Consider the following 20518-nt stretch of genomic DNA (forward strand, 5'->3'; position numbering starts at 1 on the left):
ACTCGTGTACGAATATACGTCCACGAGTAATGGTGCCGCAAGCGCTGTCAAGCGGGCACCGTCTCCTGTTCTCGCGCCTGGTCTTCCAGTAACTTCGTGGCGATGTTCGTCAGCGCCTGGTCCAGCAGCGCGCGATCGGCGGGATCGGCCTCGCTCCAATCATCGAGCCTGCTGTCGAGCCAGCGCCGCCAAGCCGCCTTGATCCGGTCCATCTCGGCCGCGCCGGAATCGGTGAGCCGCAACCGTCGCCCCTCGCGCATCAGATACCCTTCCGCGCCCACCTGGTCGTAGATCGGCTCGATGACCTCTTCGGGGAGCCGGTGTTCTCTGGCTATCTCCGCCAGCGTGGCGTGGCCACGCACCCGGTCGCGCAGATACACCTGGCCGAGCGCCCAGGCCTCACCGCGTGTGAGATCGCTGTCCGCGTCGGCGAGGATGCGTGCGCCGATCGGATCCTCCGCCCCCGCTCCGCGCATGGTGCCCGCGATAGCTCGTTCCAGTTGCACCAGCCGATCGGGCGAATCCGGCACCGAGAACCCTTCGCCCACATCACCCGCACCCGCCCGCGCACTGTCGCGCAGCGGCACCTCGGGCAAGAACCACGCGATCACGAATCCGGCCAGCGCGATCGGAACGACCCAGAAGAACACGTGACCGATCGAGTCCGCGTACGCGTCGATGATGGGAGCCGACTGTTCGGCGGGCAGTGCGCGCAACGACTGCGGATCCGCCGCGACAGCGGGCGGCACACGCACGCCGGCCAGGGCCGCCGCCAGATCGGGCCCGATCTCGTTGCTGTAGAGGGTGCCGAAAATCGCCGTGCCGAAGGCGCTGCCGAGCGTGCGGAAGAAGGTGACGCCGGAAGTCGCGGTACCCAGTTGGGCGTAGGGCACGGTGTTCTGCACGACGATGGTGAGCACCTGCATGGCCAGTCCGATGCCCATGCCAAGGATCAGCATGTACAGCGACTCCAGCCAAGTGCCGGTGGTCCGGCCCATCGTCGACATCAGGTACAGGCCGAGCGCCATGACCAGCGTGCCCCCGATCGGGAAGTACCGGTAGCGCCCGGTCTTGCCGACCACCTGCCCGGACAGGATCGAGGTGGCGAACAGACCGGCCACCAGCGGTAGCGTGCGCACGCCCGACATGGTGGCCGAGACGCCGTCGACGTATTGCAGGTACGCGGGCAGGTAGGTCATCGAGCCGAGCATCGCGAAGCCGACGATGAAACTGAGGATCGAGCACACCGTGAACACCCGGCTGCGGAACAACGCCATCGGCAGCATGGGTTCGGCGGCCCGCAACTCCACCGCGACGAACGTGGCCAGCAGGAACACCGCTCCGGCGAACAGGCCGACGATCGTCGGCGAGCCCCACGCGTATTGCTGGCCGCCCCATTCCAGGCCCAGGATCAGACAGGACACGCCCAGCGCCACCAGCCCGATTCCGGCGTAGTCGATGATCGGCTTGGCCGCGGCCCGCACCCGCGGGATCGTCCGCGCCGCCAACGCGATCATGACCACGGCGACCGGAACGTTGACGTAGAAGCACCAGCGCCAGCTGGCATGGTCGGTGAACAGACCGCCCAGCGTTGGACCGATCACGGTGGTCACCCCGAACACCGCGCCCAGCGCGCCCTGATACTTGCCGCGCTGCCGCAGCGGAATGATGTCGGCGATCAGCGCCATCGAGGTGACCATCAGCCCGCCCGCGCCGAAGCCCTGGACGCCGCGGGCGAGGACCAGCAACAGCATGCCGTTGGCCAGGCCCGCGACCATCGAGCCGACGATGAAGATCACGGCACTGACCTGGAACACCAGCTTGCGGCCGAACAGGTCACCGAGCTTGCCCGCCAGCGCCGTCGCCACCGCCTCGGCGAGCAGGTACGAGGTGACCACCCACGCCATGTGCCCGGCCCCGCCGAGGTCGGCGACGATGGTCGGCAGCGCGGTGGACACGATGGTCTGGTCCAGCGCCGCCATCAGCATGCCGAGCACGATGGTGCCGAACACGATATTGGTCTTGGCCCGGCCCATCGGGGCAACAGGGTCCGCGGCGACAGCAACCGAACCGGCCATCAGCCCAGTATGGGACTTCGCCGCTTCGATGGATATCCAGCGACACGGCAGCGAATCCGCTGCCCGTGCGTGCGGCTAGCTCTCGCCGGGCCGCTCGATGAGCGACATCGCGATCGGGACCAGCAGATCGACGAGTTCGGCCACCGTCGGGCGCGGGTCGGCGAGCACCCATTCGTGCGCGAGGCCGTTGATCGCGCCGATCAAGGCGCTCGCGCCCCATCCGGGCGCGCCGCGCACCCGCGAACCGGGGGCGACCACCGGCACCACACGAGTTTCCAGCACGGACGCCCACGCGTGCCTGCGTTCACGACGATGCCGCTCCATCCGGTCGCTCACCCCGACCACTTCGATGAACGCGACTTTCGCGCGGTAGGGGTCGGAGCCGATCGACGCCAGATAAGCCGCTACCACGGCGGTCATCGCCGCGGGCAGGTCGAATCGGGGGTCGAGGTCCCCGAGGCGCGCCAGCACGGCGGCGGCGGCCTCGTCCTGGATCCGGTCGTAGGCCGCGACCAGCACGTCCTCCCTGGCCTGGAACTCCTCGTAGAACTGCCGCTTGGACAATCCCGCGGCGGCGCACACGTCGGCCAGCGAGCAATTCGTGTAGCCGCGCTCGGCGAAGATCCGGGTGGCCGCGTCGAGGAACCGCTGACGCCGCTCGGCTTTCCGCTCCACGACGGCACGCCCGCCGTATTGCCTGCCCACTGTCGCCGTCATATCTCTCACCGTAGCGAAATCGCGGCGACCGGGAACATCCGTCGGGCCGAGATTTCCAGGACGTTCCTTCTTGTGATCCGCGTCGGGACACCGCATACTCGTGGCCAGTCTGAAACCGATGGGGCTCACATATGGGGCCGCTGGCCCAGGGCTGGGCCGCGGTGATCCCCGATCACCAGGGCCCGGACTCGGCCTACGCCGCGGGCCCGCCGGCCGGGCGCATCACGCTCGACGGCATTCGCGCCGATGCAACTGTCCGGGACCAGGACCAGGGTCGGGATGATGGGCTACTCCGGCGGGGCGATCGCCACCGGCTGGGCCGCCGAACCGAAGCGCGACTACGCGCCCGAACTGAACGTGGTCGGCACCGCGGAGGGCGGCATCCCCGCCGATCTGTCGGCCGCGTTGCGGATGGCCAACGGCAACCTGTCGGCCGGGCTGATCTTCGCGGGCGCGCTCGGCGTCTCGCGCGAGTATCCCGAACTGCGCAGATTCCTCGACGACAACGCGAACGGCCTGGGCAGGCAACGCTGGACCCCGCGACGTGGCAGGTGTGGGGCGAGATGGTGGGCGCGGTGCTCGCCGCGGCATTCCAGCAACCCATCGGCAGCGGCCGCTGACCAACTCGCCCGGAGCTCGTGTCGCGGTCGTCTTCCGGGACACGAGCTCTCGCGTCTGAGACGATCGATGGCGAAAATCTTCCCCCGTAACTTACTCCAGAGTAAGGTTGACGCATGGCGTGGAAACCAGCTGAGATCCCGGACCAGACGGGACGCACCTTTGTCATCACCGGCGCGAACGGCGGTCTGGGCGCCGTCACCACGAAAGTCCTGGCGTCCAAGGGCGCGACCGTGATCATGGCCTGCCGCAACGCGGTCAAGGCGAAAGAGGTCGCCGGCGGCATCGACGGTGACGTCCGCGTGGCCGAACTGGACCTCGCGGACCTGGCCTCGATCCGTAAGTTCGCCGACGAGATCGGCGGATTCGACGTCCTGATCAACAACGCGGGCCTGATGAACATCCCGTTCTCGCGCACCAAAGACGGTTTCGAAACCCAGTGGGGAGTCAACCACCTCGGACACTTCGCGCTCACCGGCCTGCTGCTGGACCGGATCGGCGATCGGGTGGTCACCCTCTCCAGCATCGCCCACAAGCAGACCCCGAAGCTCTGGATCGACGACCTGGACTACGAAAAGCGTCGTTACCAGCGCAATCTCGCCTACGCGCAGGCCAAGCTGTGCAACCTGATGTTCGCCCGCGAACTGCAGCGCAGGCTGCGCGAATCCGGCTCGGCCAAGCGTTCCTACGGCGTGCACCCCGGTGTCTCGGCCACCGACCTCTTCGCCCACACCGAGACGCCGCTCGATTACGTCGCCAAGCCGTTCATCCGTCTGATCGGGCACTCGCCTGCCAAGGCCGCGCACTCGACTCTGTTCGCCGCGACCATGCCCGACGCCGATCCCGAGACCTACTGGGGCCCGACCAGGCTCTTCGGCAGCCAGGGACCGGTGAAACCCTCGTCGTCCACCCGCCTGTCGCAGAACAGGGATCTGTGGCAGCGGCTGTGGGAGGAGTCCGAGCGCAAGACCGGCGTCACCTACTCGTTCCGAGCCGGACGAACGCCCGCGCAGTAACCAGACCGCTCGTCACGCCCGAAGCCACGGAACCGATCGCATACGGGCACTCCGTCCGGCACCGCTCCATACCACGATGATCGTGGTCACAGCGCGCGCCGGACGGCGTACCTGGCTCTACGGCCCGCGTAGTAGAACGGGTACCGTAGAAGCCGTGTCCGCCTCACCCCGCCGCTCGGCACACAACCGCCCGGCCCTCATCGCGCTGGTGATCGTCGCCGCGCTGGGCTGCCTGGCGCTGGCCTGGTGGCAGTGGGAGCGGTACGAGTCCGCCAGCGGCACCGGCCAGAACCTCGGGTACGCGTTGCAGTGGCCCCTGTTCGCGGGCTTCGCCGTCTTCGCCTACTTCCGGTACGTCCGGCTCGAGCGCGAGGCAGGCGAAACCGAGGAGAAGGACGCGTCCACCGCGGCCCGTGGGCGCGCTTCCGCAGTTCGGCGCACCGCCGGTCCGGTCGCACCCACCGAGCTCCCGGCGGGTCTGTTGCCGGAGCGACCCAAGGCCGTCCGCGATGACGACCCGGTGCTCGCCGAGTACAACCGGTACCTCGCCGCGCTGCACGCCAACGACATCGACGAGCAGGTCCGCGCGGCAGGCCTGCACACCCGCGAGAGGAGCGCCGGTTGACCACCAGCGAGAATTCCACCGAGACCACCGCCGCCCCGGCCCCGGCCCGGAACGCCGCCAAGATCGGCCCGGCGCTGCTGCGCTACCGGGCGCTGGCCTGGATCACCGGCCTCTGGCTGCTGCTGCTCACCGGTGAGATGATCGCCAAGTACGGCTTCGACGTGCATACCCCCAGCTGGATCGCCGTCGTGCACGGCTGGGTGTACTTCGTCTATCTGCTGGTCACCGCCGACCTCGCGGTCAAGGTCCGCTGGCCGGTCCTGCGCACCGTCGGCACGCTGCTCGCGGGCACCATCCCGCTGCTGTCGTTCTTCGTCGAGCACGTCAACGCCAAGCAGGTCAAGCAGACCTTCGGCGTCTGACCCGGCCGCGTCAGTCCGCGGCGAGCGCCGCCAGCGCGGGCGTCAGCTGGGCCAGCGCCCGCCCGCGATGCGACACCGCGTCCTTCTGGGCGGGCGTCAGCTGGGCAGCGGTGATCTCGCCGCCCGCCGGGATGAACAGCGGGTCGTAGCCGAAACCGCCGTCGCCCACCGGCTTCCGGCCGATCGAACCGGGCCATTCCCCACGCACCACCGTCTCCGCGCCGCCGGGCACCACCAGCGCACAGGTCGAGACGAACCGCCCGCCCCGGCGCTCGTCCGGCACATCCGACAGCTGCGCCAGCAACAGCGCGTTGTTGGCCGCGTCGTCGCCGTGCCTGCCCGACCAGCGCGCCGACAGCACACCCGGCATCCCGTTCAACGCGTCCACCTCGATGCCGGAATCGTCGGCGACACACGGCAAACCGGTGGCCGCGGCGCCGTCGCGCGCCTTGGCGAGCGCGTTCTCCTCGAACGTCGCGCCGGTCTCGGGAGCCTCATGGTACGGGGGGACGTCGTCCAACCCGACGATCTCGATCCCGGCGATCCCCGCCTCGTCGAGGATGCGGCGCAGTTCGTTCAGTTTCTTGGCATTGCGGCTGGCCACCAGCAGACGACGGGTCATCACTTCTTCCTCGCGTCGGCCTGCTCCGGAAGCACGCCGGGATACGGCAGTGCCAGCGCTTCCTTCTGCACGACGAACAGTTGCTCGCAACCGGCCAGCGCGGCATCGAGCAACTTGTCCAGCGTGGAGCGCGGGAAAGTCGCGCCCTCACCGGTGCCCTGGATCTCCACCAGCGTCCCGGTATCGGTGGCGACCACGTTCATGTCGACCTCGGCGCGCGAATCCTCCTCGTACGGCAGATCCAAGCGCACCCGGCCGTCGACCACGCCGACGCTCACCGCGGCGATCGCGCACGAGATCGGCTGCGGGTCGGCCAGCGCGCCCGCCGCGCCGAGATAGGTCACGGCATCCGCCAGCGCCACATAGGCGCCGGTGATCGCGGCCGTCCTGGTACCGCCGTCGGCCTGCAGCACATCGCAGTCGATCGCGATGGTGTTCTCGCCGATCGCGGCCAGATCGATGCAGGCGCGCAGCGAACGGCCGACCAGGCGGCTGATCTCCTGGGTCCGTCCGCCGATGCGGCCCTTCACCGACTCACGCCCGCTGCGGGTATGCGTCGCGGCGGGCAGCATCGCGTATTCGGCGGTGAGCCAGCCCAATCCGGAGTCGCGCCGCCACGCGGGCACCCCCTCCGTGACGCTCGCGGTGCACATCACCCGCGTCTGCCCGAACTCCACCAGCACCGAACCCGCTGGATGCGTGGTGAAACCACGGGTGATCCGGACCTCGCGGAGCTCATCGTCCGCCCTGCCATCGGCTCGTCTCGACACGGCCACAGCCTACTGGGTCTTCTGGCCGCGACTTCGTCGCGGCGTGTTCGCGGCCCATGCTCGGTCTCGCTTCGCTCGAAAGACGTGGTGGCGGTGCGCTGGGCGCGTTGGTTTCATCCCCCGGCGTGAGGCGCGCCGTTCCCACTGGCCGACAGGCCGACCCACCGGCGACCGTTGGCCGAGAGGCGGACCTACGCGCGGCCGTCTCGATGCGAGAGCAGCCCGGCCAACCGCGCCTGCTCGATCCCCGCTCGGCGCGAAAAACGCAGTCCAGATGCGCTGGGCGCGCCGGTTTGCCACCCCGGCACAACAGCGCGCAACTCCCACTGGCCGACAGGCGGACCCACTCGCGACCGGGTGCAATCCCAGCGCGGCCCGGCGCATGCTTCATCTGGCTCGAGGGACGCGGTCGGGGTGCGCTGGCGTGTTGGTAGCGAATTCTGGATATAGGGCGCGGGCGAGTTCCGAACCGCACGGCGCTACGGATTTCGGGGATCGGTTCGTCGGACCGGTGGGTTGTGGCGCTGCGCATCGGACGTCCGGATTCATCGTTCCGTTCGATGAGTAGGCGCCGGTCCAGCCGTGACCCGGATTCGGTCAGAGATCGAAGGTTTCGCCTGGGGCCACCGCGTGGACCGGCCCGGTGAACTGTTCCTTCGCTTCGGCGATCACGTCTTCGCGTGAGGTCCACGGGGGGATGTGGGTGAGCAGGAGTTCCTTCACGCCGGCCTCGGCGGCGATCTGGCCGGCCTCGGTGCCCGAAAGGTGAATGCCGGGCGGCCGATTCGCCGGGTCATGGGTCCAGGAGGCCTCCGCCATCAGGACGTCGGCGCCCTGCGCGAGTTCGTGGACCTGGGGGCAGAGCGCGGTGTCGCCGGTGTAGACGAAGGTGCGTCCGGCCGCGGTGACGATCCGCAGACCGTAGGACTCCGGTGGGTGGTACATCCGGCGCGCGGTGACGGTGTGACCCGCGCCGAACGCGACGGGCTCGCCCTCGACCCAGGGCCGCATGTCGATCACGTCGGACCAGTCGTCGCATTCGCCGCCGACCTCGGCGGACGCGTTGCCGATGCGCAGCGAGGTGTCCGACGGGCCGCGCACGATCGCCTGCCCCGCCGGGGGCGTCGGGTGGTAGCGGCGCCACACCAGCAAACCGGGCAGGTCCAGGCAGTGGTCGGCGTGCAGATGGGTCAGGAAGATGTCGACCTCACCGGGATCGGCATGGCGCTGCAACGCGCCGAGCACTCCCGGACCGAAATCGATGACCGTCGGCCGCATGTCCGGGCCGGTCAGCAGGTACCCCGACGCGGGAGAGTCCGGGCCGGACACACTGCCCGAGCACCCGAGGACGGTAAGGCGCATTCCCCCATGCTGCCACGCGGAATTCTCACTCAAGAAAGGATCCCCCACATTTCCGGCGGGCCGCCCGCTCACCGCGGCGACGCACCGGCTCCGGCTCGGTCCCCGCGGCGGCTTCGTCGTGCATCTCCAGAGAGTACCCAGCCGGCCAGCAATCCACTCAACGCGCCGAATAGATGCCCCTGCCAAGAGATTCCGGGCTGTCCGGGCAGGACGCCCCACAGCAGCGACCCGTACAGGGCCAGCACCACGAGGCCGAGCACGATCTGCCCGACGTTGCGGGCGAACCAGCCCCGGCAGATGAGGAAGGTCAACCAGCCGAATACCAGCGACGACGCGCCGATGTGCACGCTGCCCGTCGCTCCGGTGAGCCAGACGCCTAGCCCGGCCAGCAGCCAGATGATCGCGGTCGCGGCCAGCCCGCGTCCGATGCCGCTCACCAACACCAGGAAGCCGAGAACCAGCACCGGGAGCGTGTTACCGACCAGATGCCCCCAGTTGTCGTGCAGCAACGGCGCGAACAGGATGCCGGACAGTCCCTCGGCCCGGCGGGGCTCGATACCCGCGCTCTCCAGGTTTCCGTGGACGGCGGCGTCGACCCCTTCGACCCCGTAGAGCACACCCACGAATCCGGCGATCAGCACACCGGCCCGCAGCCACAGCTGCTTGATCGCGGGGACGCCCCTGGGCGCGGACGGTGTGGACGGCCGCGGCGCACCGACGGGCTCGCCCAGCTGCGCACGGATCGCCGCGATCCGATCCGGGTCGAACGACGGCCCGAGTCCCGCGCCTGCCATGGCCACCTCCTCGCCGCGGCGGGGTCGTCGCCCCGCCTCACCGAGGGTACCGGCGCGGCCGGTGATCAGGCCCAGAGCTGGCCGTCGAGCCGCTCCTCCGCCTCTTCGAGGGTGCCGTCGTAGGCGCCGGTCGACAGGTACTTCCACCCGCCGTCGGCGACCACGAACGCGATGTCGGCGCGCGTGCCCGCCTTCGCCGCCTTACGGGCGACGCCCAGCGCGGCGTGCAGGATGGCGCCGGTGGAGATCCCGGCGAAGATGCCTTCCTCGAGCACCAGTTCGCGGGTGCGCTTCACCGCGTCGTAGGGGCCGACCGAGAAACGCGTGGTCAGCACGCTCTCGTCGTACAGCTCGGGGATGAATCCCTCATCGATGTTGCGCAGGCCGTAGACCAGTTCGCCGTACCGCGGCTCGGCGGCCACGATCTCGATGCCGGGCACCTTCTCGCGCAGGAAACGGCCGGTCCCCATCAGCGTGCCCGTGGTGCCGAGACCCGCGACGAAATGCGTGATCTCGGGCAGATCGGCCAGGATCTCCGGGCCGGTGGTCTCGTAGTGCGCCGACGCGTTCGCCGGGTTGCCGTACTGGTAGAGCATCACCCAGTCCGGATTCTCCGCCGCGATCTGCTTGGCCAGCGCGACGGCCTGGTTGGAGCCGCCCGCCGCCGGGGAATCGATGATCCGCGCCCCGAACATGGTGAGCAGCTGCCGCCGCTCCACCGAGGTGTTCTCGGGCATCACGCAGATCAGCTGATAGCCCTTCAGCTTCGCGGCCATGGCCAGCGAGATGCCGGTGTTGCCGCTGGTCGGCTCCAGAATCGTGCAGCCGGGCCGCAGCAGCCCGTCGGCCTCGGCCTGCTCGATCATCCGCAGGGCGGGCCGATCCTTGATCGAGCCGGTGGGGTTGCGATCCTCCAGCTTCGCCCACAGCCGCACGTGGTCGTCCCCGTCCCACTGCGGGGACAGCGTGCGCAGGCCGACCAGCGGAGTGTTGCCGAGGGTCGCGATCAGCGATTCGTAACGCGCCACGGGAACGGTCAGCCTCCGGCCACGGCGGGGAGGATCGTGACGCTGGCGTCCTGGGGCACCTCGGCGGCGAGCCCGCCGGCGAAGCGCACGTCCTCGTCGTCGACGTAGATGTTGACGTAGCGGTTCAGCTTGCCGTCCTTCAGCAGGCGCTCGGCGAGCCCGGGGTGGTTGGCCTCGAGGTCGTCGATCAGCGCCGACAGCGTGGCGCCTTCGGCCTGCACGCGCTTCTCACCTCCGGTGAGGCCGCGCATGATGGTCGGGATGGAGACGGTTACCGGCATGGGTACTCCTCGGTTTCGCGAACAGGCATCGGTCTAGTTCTCGTACGCGTCGACGATCCGCACCGGCTCCTCGGTGACCTCGCCGTCGACGATCCGGTAGCTGCGCAGCTCGTGCTGCTCGGGATCGCGGGTGGAGATCAGCACATAGTGCGCGAAGGGCTCGGAGGCGTACGACACGTCGGTGCGGCTGGGATAGGCCTCGGTGGCGGTGTGCGAGTGGTAGATGACGACGGGCGTCTCGTCGGCGTCGTCCATCTCGCGCCACACCTTCAACTGCTCGCCGGAGTCGAAGCGGTAGAACGTGGGCGACCGCTCGGCATTGACCATGGCGATGAAGCGCTCCGGACGATCCGAGCCCTCCGGCCCCGCGATCACACCGCAGGCCTCGTCCGGGTGATCGGCGCGCGCGTGCGCCACCATCGCCTCCACAAGGTCGGCCCTGATCACCAGCACGAGTCGCACACCTTTCCACAACGCCGACCCATCGCAGTCGACAACGAGCCAGGATATTCGGCTATTCCCTCCCCGAGGTCGCCCGGCCCCCGGTTCCGCGCCCAGGCGCACAACCGACACTTACGGCACACGACAACGGCGCACTTCGACGCCGGTCACCGCCCCGCCCAACTCCCGGTCTCCAGCACAGCACCACCGAGCATGCGCCGTTCGCGGCCCGGCTCGCCTCCGAGCGACCGCCGGGTACACGAGGAAGAAGAGCAGCGACCAATCGGCACCACAACCTGGACTCTGCCCGCGCGCCCGAGTCCGGAGTTCCGATGCCATCGCGCCCGGCGCACCGCAACCACGTCTTCCGAGCGAAGCGAGACCGAGCATCCGCCGTTCGCGGCCCGGCTCGCGTTTGCGTGGCCGTCGCGTAGGCGACGAAGGAGCAAGCGGCGGTCGCGCAAACGCGAGCCACCAGTGGGCCGCGAACACCCCGCGCCGCAGGCGCTGGAAATCAGATACCGAACAGGTCACCGTAGGCCGGGATGCCCGCCACCGTGTGTGCCGAGCGGATCGCGTCGACGACGGCGCGTTCGACGCAGACCGCGGCTGCCGTGCAGATCTCGTCCAGGACAAGGAGATCGGCGGGGAAAGCTGGCGGAAGCGGCAGGTCCGTGCCCTCTTCCGCCGTTCCGGTGGCGAGCGCGAAGAGGGTGTCCCCGTCCAGCGGCGAGTGCGCGGGGCGGATCGCGCGGGCCAACCCGTCGTGCGCGGTGACGGCGACCCGCCTGCATCCGGCCGGGTCGAGCGGGGCGTCCGTGGCCACGACGCCGATCGTGGTGTTGAGCACGGTGCCCTTCACCGGCAGCGCGTTCGCCGCCGCCAGTTGCTCCGCGGTCGGCGGCCGCAGGTCGAAGAAGCCGGGCCCGTCGGTGCCGCATCCCCACGGCAACCCGGTGCGTGGATCGAACACCGAGCCGACGGGATTGGCCACGATCAGCGCCGCGACGGTGATGCCGGCCGCGGCGCCTTCGCCCAGCGCGATGCTCGCGGTCCCCACCCCGCCTTTGATCGATCCGGCGCGCGCGCCGACGCCCGCACCGACCGATCCGCGGGCGAAGTCGGCGCTCGCCGCCGCGGCGGCCCGGTAGCCGAACTCGGCGGTCGGACGGATGTCCCAGGCGCCGACCGGGAGATCGAAGATCACCGCCCCGGGAACGATGGGCACCACCCGGCTCGGGTCGGCCGGGTCCATCACGATGCCCGCACCGTTCTCCTCCAGCCAGCGCATCACCCCGTCGGCCGCGGCGAGGCCGAACGCACTGCCGCCGGTGAGCAGGATCGCGTCGATCTGACGGACGGTGTTCATCGGATCGAGCAGATCCGTCTCGCGGGTACCCGGGCCGCCGCCGCGCACGTCGACCGCCGCCACCGCGCCGCCCGGCACGCGCACCACCGTGCATCCCGTCGCCGCCCCGAAGCCGAGCGTGGCGTCCGAGTCGAGGACGTGGTGATGCCCGACCAGCACGCCGGGCACATCGGTGATCGAATTACGTTCTCCCGGGATGGCTTTCACCAGCTACTCCTCACGGCGCGGAACTCCTGACGTTCGGCGCCGATCTTCGCAGCACAGGGGTCAGGGAGCCAGCGCCTGGAGCAGCGAGTCCTGTATCCAGGTCAGCCAGTGGTACACGTCCAGGTGCGGAGCGCGCGGATCGTCGGGGTCGAGATGGTCGGGCGTGTCGGCGTCGATGTTCAGCACCGTCCCGAGCGCCAGCCGCACGTCGGTGAGCGCCGTCAACCACGCGTCGGCCTGCTCGGGAGTGAGGATGATCTTGCCGCCCGCGCTCGGCACGGTGTCCAGCACGACCGACCCCGCCGCCAGCTTGGCGTCGATGATGTCGGGCTCGTGCAGGCTGCGCAGCGCGCTGTTGAGGTCGGCGCGCTCGGCGTCGGGCGAGCCGGGCTCACTGCGGTGGAAGTCCGGGAGGAGTCTGCGCAGCCGCGGGTCCTCCGGCGGGACGGTGTTGCCGGATCGCAGTCCGGTGAGGGCGGCCAAGTCGTCCTCAGGGGCCGACCCGGCGCGTTCGGTGAGCAGCCCGGAGACCGCCCCGACCAGGGACCGAAGCACGTTGGCCTCCCGTGCGTCCATCTCGGATCGCAGTTTGAGACCGCTCAGCGAGTTCTTCCTGCTCCACTTGCGCACGGCGTCAGGGTAGTCGGCCTGGTCAGTCGTCCCGCTGCATGGTGGCCCAGAGTCCCGCGGCGTGCAGCCGCTGCACGTCGTGTTCCATCTTGTCCCGGGAACCCGACGAGACCACCGCCTTGCCCTCGTTGTGCACCTTCAACATCAGCTCGGTCGCCTTCGCTTTGCTGTAGCCGAACAGCTTCTGGAAGATATAGGTGACGTAGTGCATCAGATTGACCGGGTCGTCCCAGACCACGGTGACCCAGGGGCGGTCCTCCGCCTCCAGGATCTCGGTGTATTCGACCGCTTCGGGCGTCGCCTGTGCCGCCGACAATGTCGCGTTCGCGGCGTCCACAACGACGTCACCCCGGACTCTGTTGCGCAAGGCCATAAGGTCAAGGGTACGACTCGACTCCGGATAAACAACACCCACGCTGCCCCGATTCGCCTATTCGCCGGTTCACCGAGCCGATGCCGGACACCATGAGCCGACCGTTCTGTCTACAGTGACAGCGTGGACCTGCGTGACGGCCTCGCCAGCACGGCGCTGCTGACCGACCAGTACGAACTGACCATGCTCGCCGCGGCGCTGGCCGATGGATCGGCGCATCGGCAGTGCACGTTCGAGGTGTTCGCTAGACGTTTGCCGAACGGTCGTCGCTACGGCGTCGTTGGGGGTACCGGCCGGGTGCTCGACGCGCTGCGGCAGTTCCGGTTCGGCGCGGCGGAGCTGGCCGTGGCTGCCCCGTTCTCGGATCGGCGAACCCTCGACTGGTTGCGCGACTACCGGTTCACCGGCGACATCGACGGCTACGCCGAGGGCGAGCTGTACTTCCCCGGTTCCCCGATCCTGTCGGTGCGCGGCAGCTTCGCCGAATGCGTCGTCCTGGAGACGCTGATCCTGTCGATTCTCAATCACGACAGCGCGATCGCGGCCGCGGGCGCCCGGATGGTCAGCGCCGCCGGGGGCCGCAGGATGATCGAGATGGGGTCGCGGCGCGCCCACGAGCAGGCCGCCGCGGACTGTGCTCGCGCCGCGTACCTGGCCGGTTTCGACGCCACCTCGAACCTGGAGGCGGTGCGTCGCTACGGCATTCCGGGCGCGGGCACCAGCGCGCACGCCTTCGTCCTGCTGCACAGCGGCCCCGACGGGGCGCACGAGGCCGAAGCGTTCCGCAGCCAGGTGCAGACGCTCGGCGTGGGCACGACGCTGCTGGTGGACACCTTCGACATCAGCAGGGGCGTCGCGACGGCCATCGAGGTCGCGGGAACAGAGCTGGGCGGCGTGCGGATCGACTCCGGCGATCTCGGCGTCCTGGCCAGGCAGGTACGCGACCAGCTCGACGCGCTCGGCGCGACCCAGACCCGCATCGTGGTCTCCGGCGATCTCGACGAGTACGCCATCGCCGCGCTGCGCGCCGAGCCGGTCGACGTCTACGGCGTCGGCACCGCGCTGGTCACCGGCTCGGGCGCGCCGACCGCGGGAATGGTGTACAAGCTGGTCGAGGTCGAGGGCGTGCCGGTGGCGAAACGCAGCAGTCACAAGCAGTCCCGGGGTGGCACGAAGAAGGCCGTTCGCTTGGCCCGCGACACCGGGACGATCGTCGAGGAGATCGTCTATCCGGCATCCGGGCCGACGCCGCCGAGCAACGGCTTCGAAGCCCGTGAGCTACTCGTCCCGCTGATTCGCGAAGGCAAGCAGGTCGACGACCTGCCCACCCTCGCCGAGAGCCGCGACCTGGTGGCCCGCGGGTTGATCAGCCTGCCCTGGGAAGGCCTCAAGCTGTCGGCGGGCGAGCCCGCCGTGGTGACCACGTTCGTCTGAGGTCACCGCCCCCGCCGTTCGGCGCGGGGCACCAGCAGCAGTCCGGCGGCGAACAGCGCCGCGAACACCACGCCGGTGACTCCGAACCACACCCAGTCCGACGGCTCGGCGGGACGGGAGCCGAGCGAGTAGAAGACCACCAGGAAGACGGTGGTGCCGATGGTCACGCTGCGGAACAGTTTCGCAGTGCTCATGAGGTCTCCATGCGGAAAGGCGGCGAACCGGCCGCCGGGTGAAAGGGGCATCCGGTAATCACCGTGGGCGGCGGCCGCGTTTACAACCCAAGCGTCCGACCGAGCGGCAGAATCGGAACTGCCATCCAGCCGGACCGCGGGAGGATCGCCATGACCCGGGCACTGATCATCGTCGATGTCCAGAACGATTTCTGTGAGGGCGGTGCGCTGGCGGTCGCCGGCGGGGCCGCCGTGGCGGCCCGGATCAGCGAACACCTCGCGGCGGCGGACTACGGCGCGATCGTGGCGACCCGCGACCACCACATCGATCCCGGCGCGCACTTCTCCGAGGAGCCCGACTACATCGACAGCTGGCCGCCGCACTGCCGGGTCGGCACGCCCGGCGCGGATTTCCACCCGGCCCTGGACATCGGCCCCGTTCAGGCGGTCTTCTCGAAGGGCGCGTACGCGGCGGCCTACTCCGGATTCGAGGGCACGACCGAGGACGGCACCGGGCTGGCCGACTGGCTGCACGACCGCGGCGTCGACGCCGTCGACGTGGTCGGCATCGCGACCGATCACTGCGTGCGCGCCACCGCCCTGGACGCGCGAATCGAGGGTTTCGACACCCGAGTCCTGCTCGACCTCACCGCGGGCGTCGCCCCGGAGACGGTCGCGGCCGCGCTGGATCGCATGCGCGGGGCCGGCGTCGACCTCGAAGGTGGCATCAGCCGATAGACCGTCCGGTCTCGGCGAGCGGGCGGTCCTGTCGGAGGCGCCGAGTAGGCTGCTCGCGTGCCCGAACTGCCCCCCGTTTCCGACCTTTTGGCCACCGCCGTGCAGGCGCTCGGCGGTAAGGAGCGCGCCGGGCAGGTGACGATGGCCGCGGCGGTGGACCACGCGATCGATACCAAGGAGCATCTCGCGGTGCAGGCCGGGACGGGCACCGGCAAGTCGCTGGCGTATCTGGTGCCGAGCCTGCGCCACGCCGTCCGCACCGGACGCACCGTGGTGGTCTCCACGGCGACGATCGCGCTGCAGCGTCAGCTGGTCGACCGCGATCTCCCCCGGCTGGCCGAGGCACTGAGCGGCCCGTTGGGCCGCACACCCCAGTTCGCGATCCTCAAGGGTCGCAACAACTATCTGTGCTTGAACAAGATCAACAGCGCGATCCCGGACGAGCCGGCGGAGGCGGAGCTGTTCGACGCCTTCGCGATCTCCCGCCTCGGTCGCGAAGTGCAACGGCTCAACGAGTGGGCCTCCGACACCGAGACCGGTGACCGCGACGAACTCGCTCCGGGGGTGAGCGATCGCGCCTGGCGGCAGGTCAGCGTGTCGTCGCGGGAGTGCCTCGGCAAATCGCGCTGCTCCTTCGGCCAGGATTGCTTCGCCGAGCGCGCCAGGACGGAGTCGGCGCAGGCCGACGTGGTGGTGACCAACCACGCTCTGCTGGCCATCGATGCGATCAGCGGCATCCAGGTGCTGCCCGAACACGACGTGGTGGTCATCGACGAAGCGCACGAACTGGTCGACCGGGTGACCGGCGTGGCCACCGCCGAACTGGCCGCTTCCGCGATCAGCGCGGCGGCCAGGCGCTGCGCCAAGCTCATCGACGAGCAGGAGGTGGACCGCCTGGAGGGCGCCGCCGAGGCATGGCACACCGTGCTGGACGAGCTGCCCGCCGCCCGGTGGGACACCTTGCCCGAGGGCGTCGCCCCGGTGCTGGCCCTGATCCGCGATACCGCGTGGAACGCGCGCACCGCGCTCGCGCCGCCGGGCAGCACCACCGCGCAGGGCGATCCGGAGAGTTCCGCCGCCCGCACCATGGCACTGGCCGCGCTCGACGAGGTGCACGACAGTGCGGTCCGCGCGCTGACGGCGTTCGACGAGCCCGATCCCGCCGCGCGCCGGGACGTCATCTGGCTGGCCGCCGACGAGATCCGGGGTGTGCAGCGCCGTTCGCTGCGCATGGCGCCGCTGTCGGTGGGCGGGCTGCTGCGCAGCAGGCTGTTCGGCACCGCGACCGTCGTGCTGACCTCGGCGACGTTGCAGATCGGCGGCTCGTTCGACGGGCTCGCGGTCACCTGGGGCCTGCCGGCGCAGTCGGGCAATCGCACCGACCCGGCCACCGCGAACGGCGCGCAGGCGCCGTCGGACACCGAGACCGTGCGCTGGAGTTCGCTCGATGTCGGCTCGCCGTTCGATCACGCCAAGTCCGGCATCCTCTACGTCGCCAAGCACCTGCCCGCGCCGGGCCGCGACGGGCTGGCCCCGGCCTACCTGGACGAGATCGAGCGGCTGATCACGGCCGCGGGCGGGCGCACCCTCGGCTTGTTCTCCTCGATGCGCGCCGCCCGCGCGGCCACCGACGCGCTGCGCGACCGGTTGCCGACCCCGGTGTTGTGCCAGGGCGAGGACGCGACCGGCGCGCTGGTCCGCAAGTTCGCCGACGACCCGGAGACGTCCCTGTTCGGCACGCTGTCGCTGTGGCAGGGCGTCGACGTGCCCGGACCGTCGCTCAGCCTGGTGATCCTCGACCGCATCCCTTTCCCGCGCCCGGACGATCCCCTGCTGGCGGCGAGGCAGCGGGCCGTGGAGATGCGCGGTGGAAACGGATTCATGACCGTGGCCGCCAATCACGCCGCCCTGCTGCTCGCGCAGGGCACGGGGCGGCTGCTGCGCAGCGTCGACGATCGCGGTGTGGTCGCCATCCTCGATTCCCGCCTCGCCACCGCCCGCTACGGCGGCTACCTACGCGCCTCGCTGCCGCCGTATTGGGAGACGGCCGATCCGGAGGTCGTGGTCAAAGCATTGCGGCGGTTGGCCGCCGCGGCGAAGGTGTGATACCGAACACACCGCCCGCAAGCTAATTCCAAACGGAAGTAGATTTGGGGGTCGATACGTCGGGTGACCCCCAATTCCCACTCCGAGGTATCGGCCGGTCCCCGCGCCAAGCCCTGCACGCGGCGCGGGGACATCACCAAACCCGCTGTGTGCAGCCGATCTCAGCCGCGCACGGCCACCGCGTCGACCTCGAAGAGCATGCCGGGCAGCGCGAGCGCCGCCACTCCGGTCAGCGTCTGCGCGGGCGGGCGGTCCCCCCAGATCGCGGCGATCTTCTTCCCGAGCACCGCCAGCTTGTCCAGATCGTGGTCGACGATATGCGTCCGCAACTGCGCCACGTCGGCGAAGTCCACTCCCGCCGAGCGTAAGGCGATGCCGAGGTTGGCGAACGCGTTGTCCACCTGAACCGCGAATTCCGTACTGGTCGTGTGCCCTTCGGCGTCCGAGTCGTACTGCCCGGCGATGAACACCAGTTCGCCGCGCGCCACCGCCACATGGCTGTAGCCGAACCCGGTCGGATCGTGCAATCCCTCGGGATTGCTGATTTCGACGCCCATCACTTCTCCTCGGTCGGTCAAAAGGCTGCGATAAGACGACGATCCCGCCGCCCGTTGTGTGACATGAACGGGCCCGCACCCGACCGCGGCGCGGCGACCGAGGTCACCGCGCCGCGAATCCGGCTGCGCCGCAGGGTCAGAGCGCCCACTTGAGAATCAGCGTGAACACGCCCGTCACGACCGCGAGGATCAGCGCGCCCACGCCCCACACGAATCCGTGCCGCGCCCACGGACGCCCGGCGTCCAAGGAGAACTTGCCGGGCCCGGTGAACGGCAGTGCCGCGCCGACCACCCCGAACAACACGCCCATTTCGTACCCGCCCAGCAGGCCGCCCGCCCACGTGGCGTTGATCGCGTTGATCATCGTGCCCAGCACGATCGCCCCCGCCAGCGGCGTCAGCAAGCCGAGCAGCAGGAGAAGACCGCCGCCGAGCTCGGTCAGGCCCGCCAGCGTCCCGAACACCTTGCCCGGGTTGTAACCCATCTGCTCGAAGCCGTCGGCGTTGGCCTGCAGACCCGGTCCGCCCCACCAGCCGAAGAGTTTCTGGGCGCCATGTGCCGCGAGCAGGCCGCCGAAGACGACGCGCACGATCAGCAAGCCGATGTCGGTGGCGATGCCGTCCAATTCGCTGTCGGTGCTGGTTCTGTCGAGTACGGATTTGATGGTCATGCTGGTCCTCATCCCTGCGCTGTCGTTTCGGACACGATCGTTACTTCGGCGAATAAACGGACTACGGTCCGATTATCTCACGAAAGGGCAAACTGCCCGATCTCTCCGTCTATTCCACGGGTAGGCGACAGGGACGGTTCAGCGCGACGACGAGCGGGGAATCACTCCGCGAGGAAGAAGAAGTAGCCGAGGAACACCAGCATCAGCGCCCACATCGCCGGATGCACCTCCTTGACCCGCCCTCGGGCCGCCATGACCACCGGATACAGCAGCATGCCCATGGCCAGGCCGTTGGCGATGGAGTACGTCAGCGGCATCATCACGATGGTGACGAACGCGGGCACCGAGTACTCCAGACGGTTCCAATCGATCTGGCCCAGCGCGCGGGCCATCAGGATGCCGACCACGATCAGCGCAGGCGCGGTCACCTCACCGGAACCGGCCACCACCGCGAAGATCGGATAGCAGAACATCGCGATGAGGAACCAGCCCGCCGTGGTGACGGCGGTCAAACCGGTCCGTCCGCCCGCCGAGACGCCCGCGGTGGATTCCACATAGGCGGTGGTGGTGGAGGTGCCGATGACCGCGCCGGCCATGGTGCCCACCGAGTCCGCCGCCAGCGCGCTCGCGGCGCGCGGCAGCTTGCCGTCCCGGTCCAGCAGACCGGCCTGGTTCGCGACGCCGATGAGCGTGCCGGAAGCGTCGAAGAAGTCGACGAACAGCATGGTCAGCACCACCACGGCCATCTGACCGGTGAACGCGTCGGGCAGATGGACGATCGCCTGGCCGAAGGTGTGCTCGAGCCCCTTCGGCGCGGCGAACACACCCTTGGGCAGATCGACCAGGCCGCTGACGATGCCGACGATCGTGGTGAGCACGATGCCGTAGAGCACCGCGCCGTGCCAGCCCCGCACCAGAAACACCACGGTCACCAGCAACCCGAACAGCGCGAGCAGCGTGGTGCCCTCGGTGAAGTCGCCGAGGGTGACCAGCGTCGCGTCGCTGTTCACGACGATCCCGGCGTTCTTCAGACCGAGAAAGGCAACGAACAACCCGATGCCCGCGCCCACGGCGAGCTTCAGCTGCATCGGGATCGCGTTGAGAATTCGTTCGCGAATGCGCGTCACGGCCAGGACGAAGAAGATGGCGCCGGACAGGAACGTGCCCGACAGCGCGACCTGCCACGGAATCCCCATGCCGAGCACCACCGTGTACGCGAAGAACGCGTTGAGCCCCATGCCCGGCGCGAGCGCGATCGGATACCGCGCCCACAGTCCCATGACGAGCGTGCCGAACACCGCGGCGACGGCGGTGGCGGTGAACACCGCCTGCATGGGAATGCCTCGGTCGCCCAGCGCTCCCTGGTCGCCGAGCACCGCGGGGTTCACCGCGAGGACGTACGACATGGCGAGGAACGTCACGGTTCCCGCCATGACTTCGCGCTTGACGGTCGAGCCGGTCGAGCGGACCCCGAAGTACCCGTCGAGGCGTCCTCGGGTCCGGTGCAGAACGTCGGTGACCATGGGTGACTCCAGTCGAGAACGGTG

The 20518-nt window shown here is 69.5% G+C and carries 23 protein-coding genes and 1 pseudogene; 8 read left to right on the forward strand and 16 right to left on the reverse strand.

What is annotated here, in order from left to right; genetic code table 11:
- Positions 1 to 47: 47 nt before the first annotated feature.
- Positions 48 to 2078, reverse strand: a complete 2031-nt coding sequence (locus QMG86_RS25435; protein WP_350356347.1) for an MDR family MFS transporter — start codon at positions 2076 to 2078, stop codon at positions 48 to 50.
- Between the two features lie 75 nt (positions 2079 to 2153).
- On the reverse strand, positions 2154 to 2795 hold the full coding sequence (locus QMG86_RS25440; RefSeq protein WP_281875191.1) for a TetR/AcrR family transcriptional regulator: 642 nt from the start codon (positions 2793 to 2795) through the stop codon (positions 2154 to 2156).
- Between the two features lie 131 nt (positions 2796 to 2926).
- Here QMG86_RS25440 and QMG86_RS33770 point away from each other — a divergent pair.
- The 5 genes and pseudogenes from QMG86_RS33770 to QMG86_RS25460 all read left to right on the forward strand — a co-directional run.
- Positions 2927 to 2992 (forward strand): annotated as a pseudogene (locus QMG86_RS33770) (hypothetical protein); the annotation flags it as partial.
- A gap of 85 nt (positions 2993 to 3077) precedes the next feature.
- Positions 3078 to 3650 (forward strand): lipase family protein, encoded by a 573-nt coding sequence (locus tag QMG86_RS33775; RefSeq protein WP_434086123.1) that lies wholly within the window; start codon positions 3078 to 3080, stop codon positions 3648 to 3650.
- Positions 3581 to 4429: an SDR family NAD(P)-dependent oxidoreductase gene (locus QMG86_RS25450; RefSeq protein ID WP_434086214.1), complete on the forward strand. Its 849-nt coding sequence runs from the start codon at positions 3581 to 3583 to the stop codon at positions 4427 to 4429. Before QMG86_RS33775 ends, QMG86_RS25450 begins: the two co-directional genes overlap by 70 nt.
- A 154-nt stretch (positions 4430 to 4583) precedes the next feature.
- On the forward strand, positions 4584 to 5054 hold the full coding sequence (locus QMG86_RS25455; protein WP_281875194.1) for a transcriptional regulator: 471 nt from the start codon (positions 4584 to 4586) through the stop codon (positions 5052 to 5054).
- A complete protein-coding gene (locus QMG86_RS25460) occupies positions 5051 to 5416 on the forward strand; it encodes a DUF3817 domain-containing protein (protein ID WP_159842672.1) in 366 nt (121 codons plus the stop codon). The genes QMG86_RS25455 and QMG86_RS25460 overlap by 4 nt, the downstream gene beginning before the upstream one ends.
- A 10-nt stretch (positions 5417 to 5426) precedes the next feature.
- Here QMG86_RS25460 and rdgB read toward each other — a convergent pair whose 3' ends face one another.
- From rdgB to clpS, 10 genes are all read right to left on the reverse strand, one after another.
- A complete protein-coding gene (gene rdgB / locus QMG86_RS25465; RefSeq protein WP_281875195.1) occupies positions 5427 to 6038 on the reverse strand; it encodes an RdgB/HAM1 family non-canonical purine NTP pyrophosphatase in 612 nt (203 codons plus the stop codon).
- Complete coding sequence (rph, locus tag QMG86_RS25470; RefSeq protein ID WP_281875196.1) at positions 6038 to 6808, reverse strand: ribonuclease PH; 771 nt, start codon at positions 6806 to 6808, stop codon at positions 6038 to 6040. The genes rdgB and rph overlap by 1 nt, the downstream gene beginning before the upstream one ends.
- Before the next feature lie 597 nt (positions 6809 to 7405).
- Positions 7406 to 8170, reverse strand: coding sequence for a cyclic nucleotide-degrading phosphodiesterase (locus QMG86_RS25475; protein WP_281875197.1), 765 nt, complete (start codon positions 8168 to 8170; stop codon positions 7406 to 7408).
- A 68-nt stretch (positions 8171 to 8238) separates the two neighbouring features.
- Positions 8239 to 8964, reverse strand: a complete 726-nt coding sequence (locus QMG86_RS25480; RefSeq protein ID WP_281875198.1) for a rhomboid family intramembrane serine protease — start codon at positions 8962 to 8964, stop codon at positions 8239 to 8241.
- Between the two features lie 65 nt (positions 8965 to 9029).
- On the reverse strand, positions 9030 to 9992 hold the full coding sequence (locus QMG86_RS25485; RefSeq protein ID WP_281875199.1) for a cysteine synthase: 963 nt from the start codon (positions 9990 to 9992) through the stop codon (positions 9030 to 9032).
- A gap of 8 nt (positions 9993 to 10000) precedes the next feature.
- Positions 10001 to 10273, reverse strand: coding sequence for a MoaD/ThiS family protein (locus QMG86_RS25490; RefSeq protein ID WP_063051456.1), 273 nt, complete (start codon positions 10271 to 10273; stop codon positions 10001 to 10003).
- 33 nt (positions 10274 to 10306) lie between these two features.
- Positions 10307 to 10726 carry a M67 family metallopeptidase gene (locus tag QMG86_RS25495; protein ID WP_159842684.1) on the reverse strand — a complete coding sequence of 140 codons (420 nt, stop codon included), beginning with the start codon at positions 10724 to 10726 and terminating at the stop codon, positions 10307 to 10309.
- A gap of 502 nt (positions 10727 to 11228) precedes the next feature.
- A complete protein-coding gene (locus tag QMG86_RS25500) occupies positions 11229 to 12290 on the reverse strand; it encodes a P1 family peptidase (RefSeq protein WP_281875200.1) in 1062 nt (353 codons plus the stop codon).
- A 60-nt stretch (positions 12291 to 12350) separates the two neighbouring features.
- Positions 12351 to 12920: an oxidative stress transcriptional regulator AosR gene (gene aosR / locus QMG86_RS25505; RefSeq protein WP_281875201.1), complete on the reverse strand. Its 570-nt coding sequence runs from the start codon at positions 12918 to 12920 to the stop codon at positions 12351 to 12353.
- Between the two features lie 22 nt (positions 12921 to 12942).
- The gene (gene clpS, locus QMG86_RS25510) at positions 12943 to 13293 is read right to left on the reverse strand and encodes an ATP-dependent Clp protease adapter ClpS (RefSeq protein ID WP_281875202.1); all 351 of its coding nucleotides are present in this window, start codon (positions 13291 to 13293) and stop codon (positions 12943 to 12945) included.
- A 183-nt stretch (positions 13294 to 13476) separates the two neighbouring features.
- Between clpS and QMG86_RS25515 the strand changes: the two genes are divergently transcribed.
- A complete protein-coding gene (locus QMG86_RS25515) occupies positions 13477 to 14727 on the forward strand; it encodes a nicotinate phosphoribosyltransferase (RefSeq protein ID WP_434086215.1) in 1251 nt (416 codons plus the stop codon).
- 2 nt (positions 14728 to 14729) lie between these two features.
- Here QMG86_RS25515 and QMG86_RS25520 read toward each other — a convergent pair whose 3' ends face one another.
- A complete protein-coding gene (locus QMG86_RS25520) occupies positions 14730 to 14921 on the reverse strand; it encodes a hypothetical protein (protein ID WP_281875204.1) in 192 nt (63 codons plus the stop codon).
- A 150-nt stretch (positions 14922 to 15071) separates the two neighbouring features.
- Between QMG86_RS25520 and QMG86_RS25525 the strand changes: the two genes are divergently transcribed.
- A complete protein-coding gene (locus tag QMG86_RS25525; RefSeq protein ID WP_281875205.1) occupies positions 15072 to 15638 on the forward strand; it encodes an isochorismatase family protein in 567 nt (188 codons plus the stop codon).
- 57 nt (positions 15639 to 15695) lie between these two features.
- Entirely contained in the window at positions 15696 to 17744 is a 2049-nt protein-coding gene (locus QMG86_RS25530; protein ID WP_281875206.1) for an ATP-dependent DNA helicase, read from the forward strand.
- A 161-nt stretch (positions 17745 to 17905) separates the two neighbouring features.
- On the opposite strand, the gene QMG86_RS25535 is transcribed toward QMG86_RS25530, so the two are convergent.
- The 3 genes from QMG86_RS25535 to QMG86_RS25545 form a co-directional block, all read right to left on the reverse strand.
- The gene (locus QMG86_RS25535) at positions 17906 to 18301 is read right to left on the reverse strand and encodes a RidA family protein (protein WP_281875208.1); all 396 of its coding nucleotides are present in this window, start codon (positions 18299 to 18301) and stop codon (positions 17906 to 17908) included.
- Between the two features lie 136 nt (positions 18302 to 18437).
- Positions 18438 to 18971, reverse strand: a complete 534-nt coding sequence (locus QMG86_RS25540) for a DoxX family protein (protein ID WP_281875209.1) — start codon at positions 18969 to 18971, stop codon at positions 18438 to 18440.
- Between the two features lie 161 nt (positions 18972 to 19132).
- Complete coding sequence (locus QMG86_RS25545; protein WP_281875210.1) at positions 19133 to 20494, reverse strand: NCS2 family permease; 1362 nt, start codon at positions 20492 to 20494, stop codon at positions 19133 to 19135.
- Positions 20495 to 20518: the final 24 nt, after the last annotated feature.

Source organism: Nocardia sputorum, from assembly GCF_027924405.1.
In the GTDB taxonomy this organism is placed as follows: Bacteria; Actinomycetota; Actinomycetes; order Mycobacteriales; family Mycobacteriaceae; genus Nocardia; species Nocardia sputorum.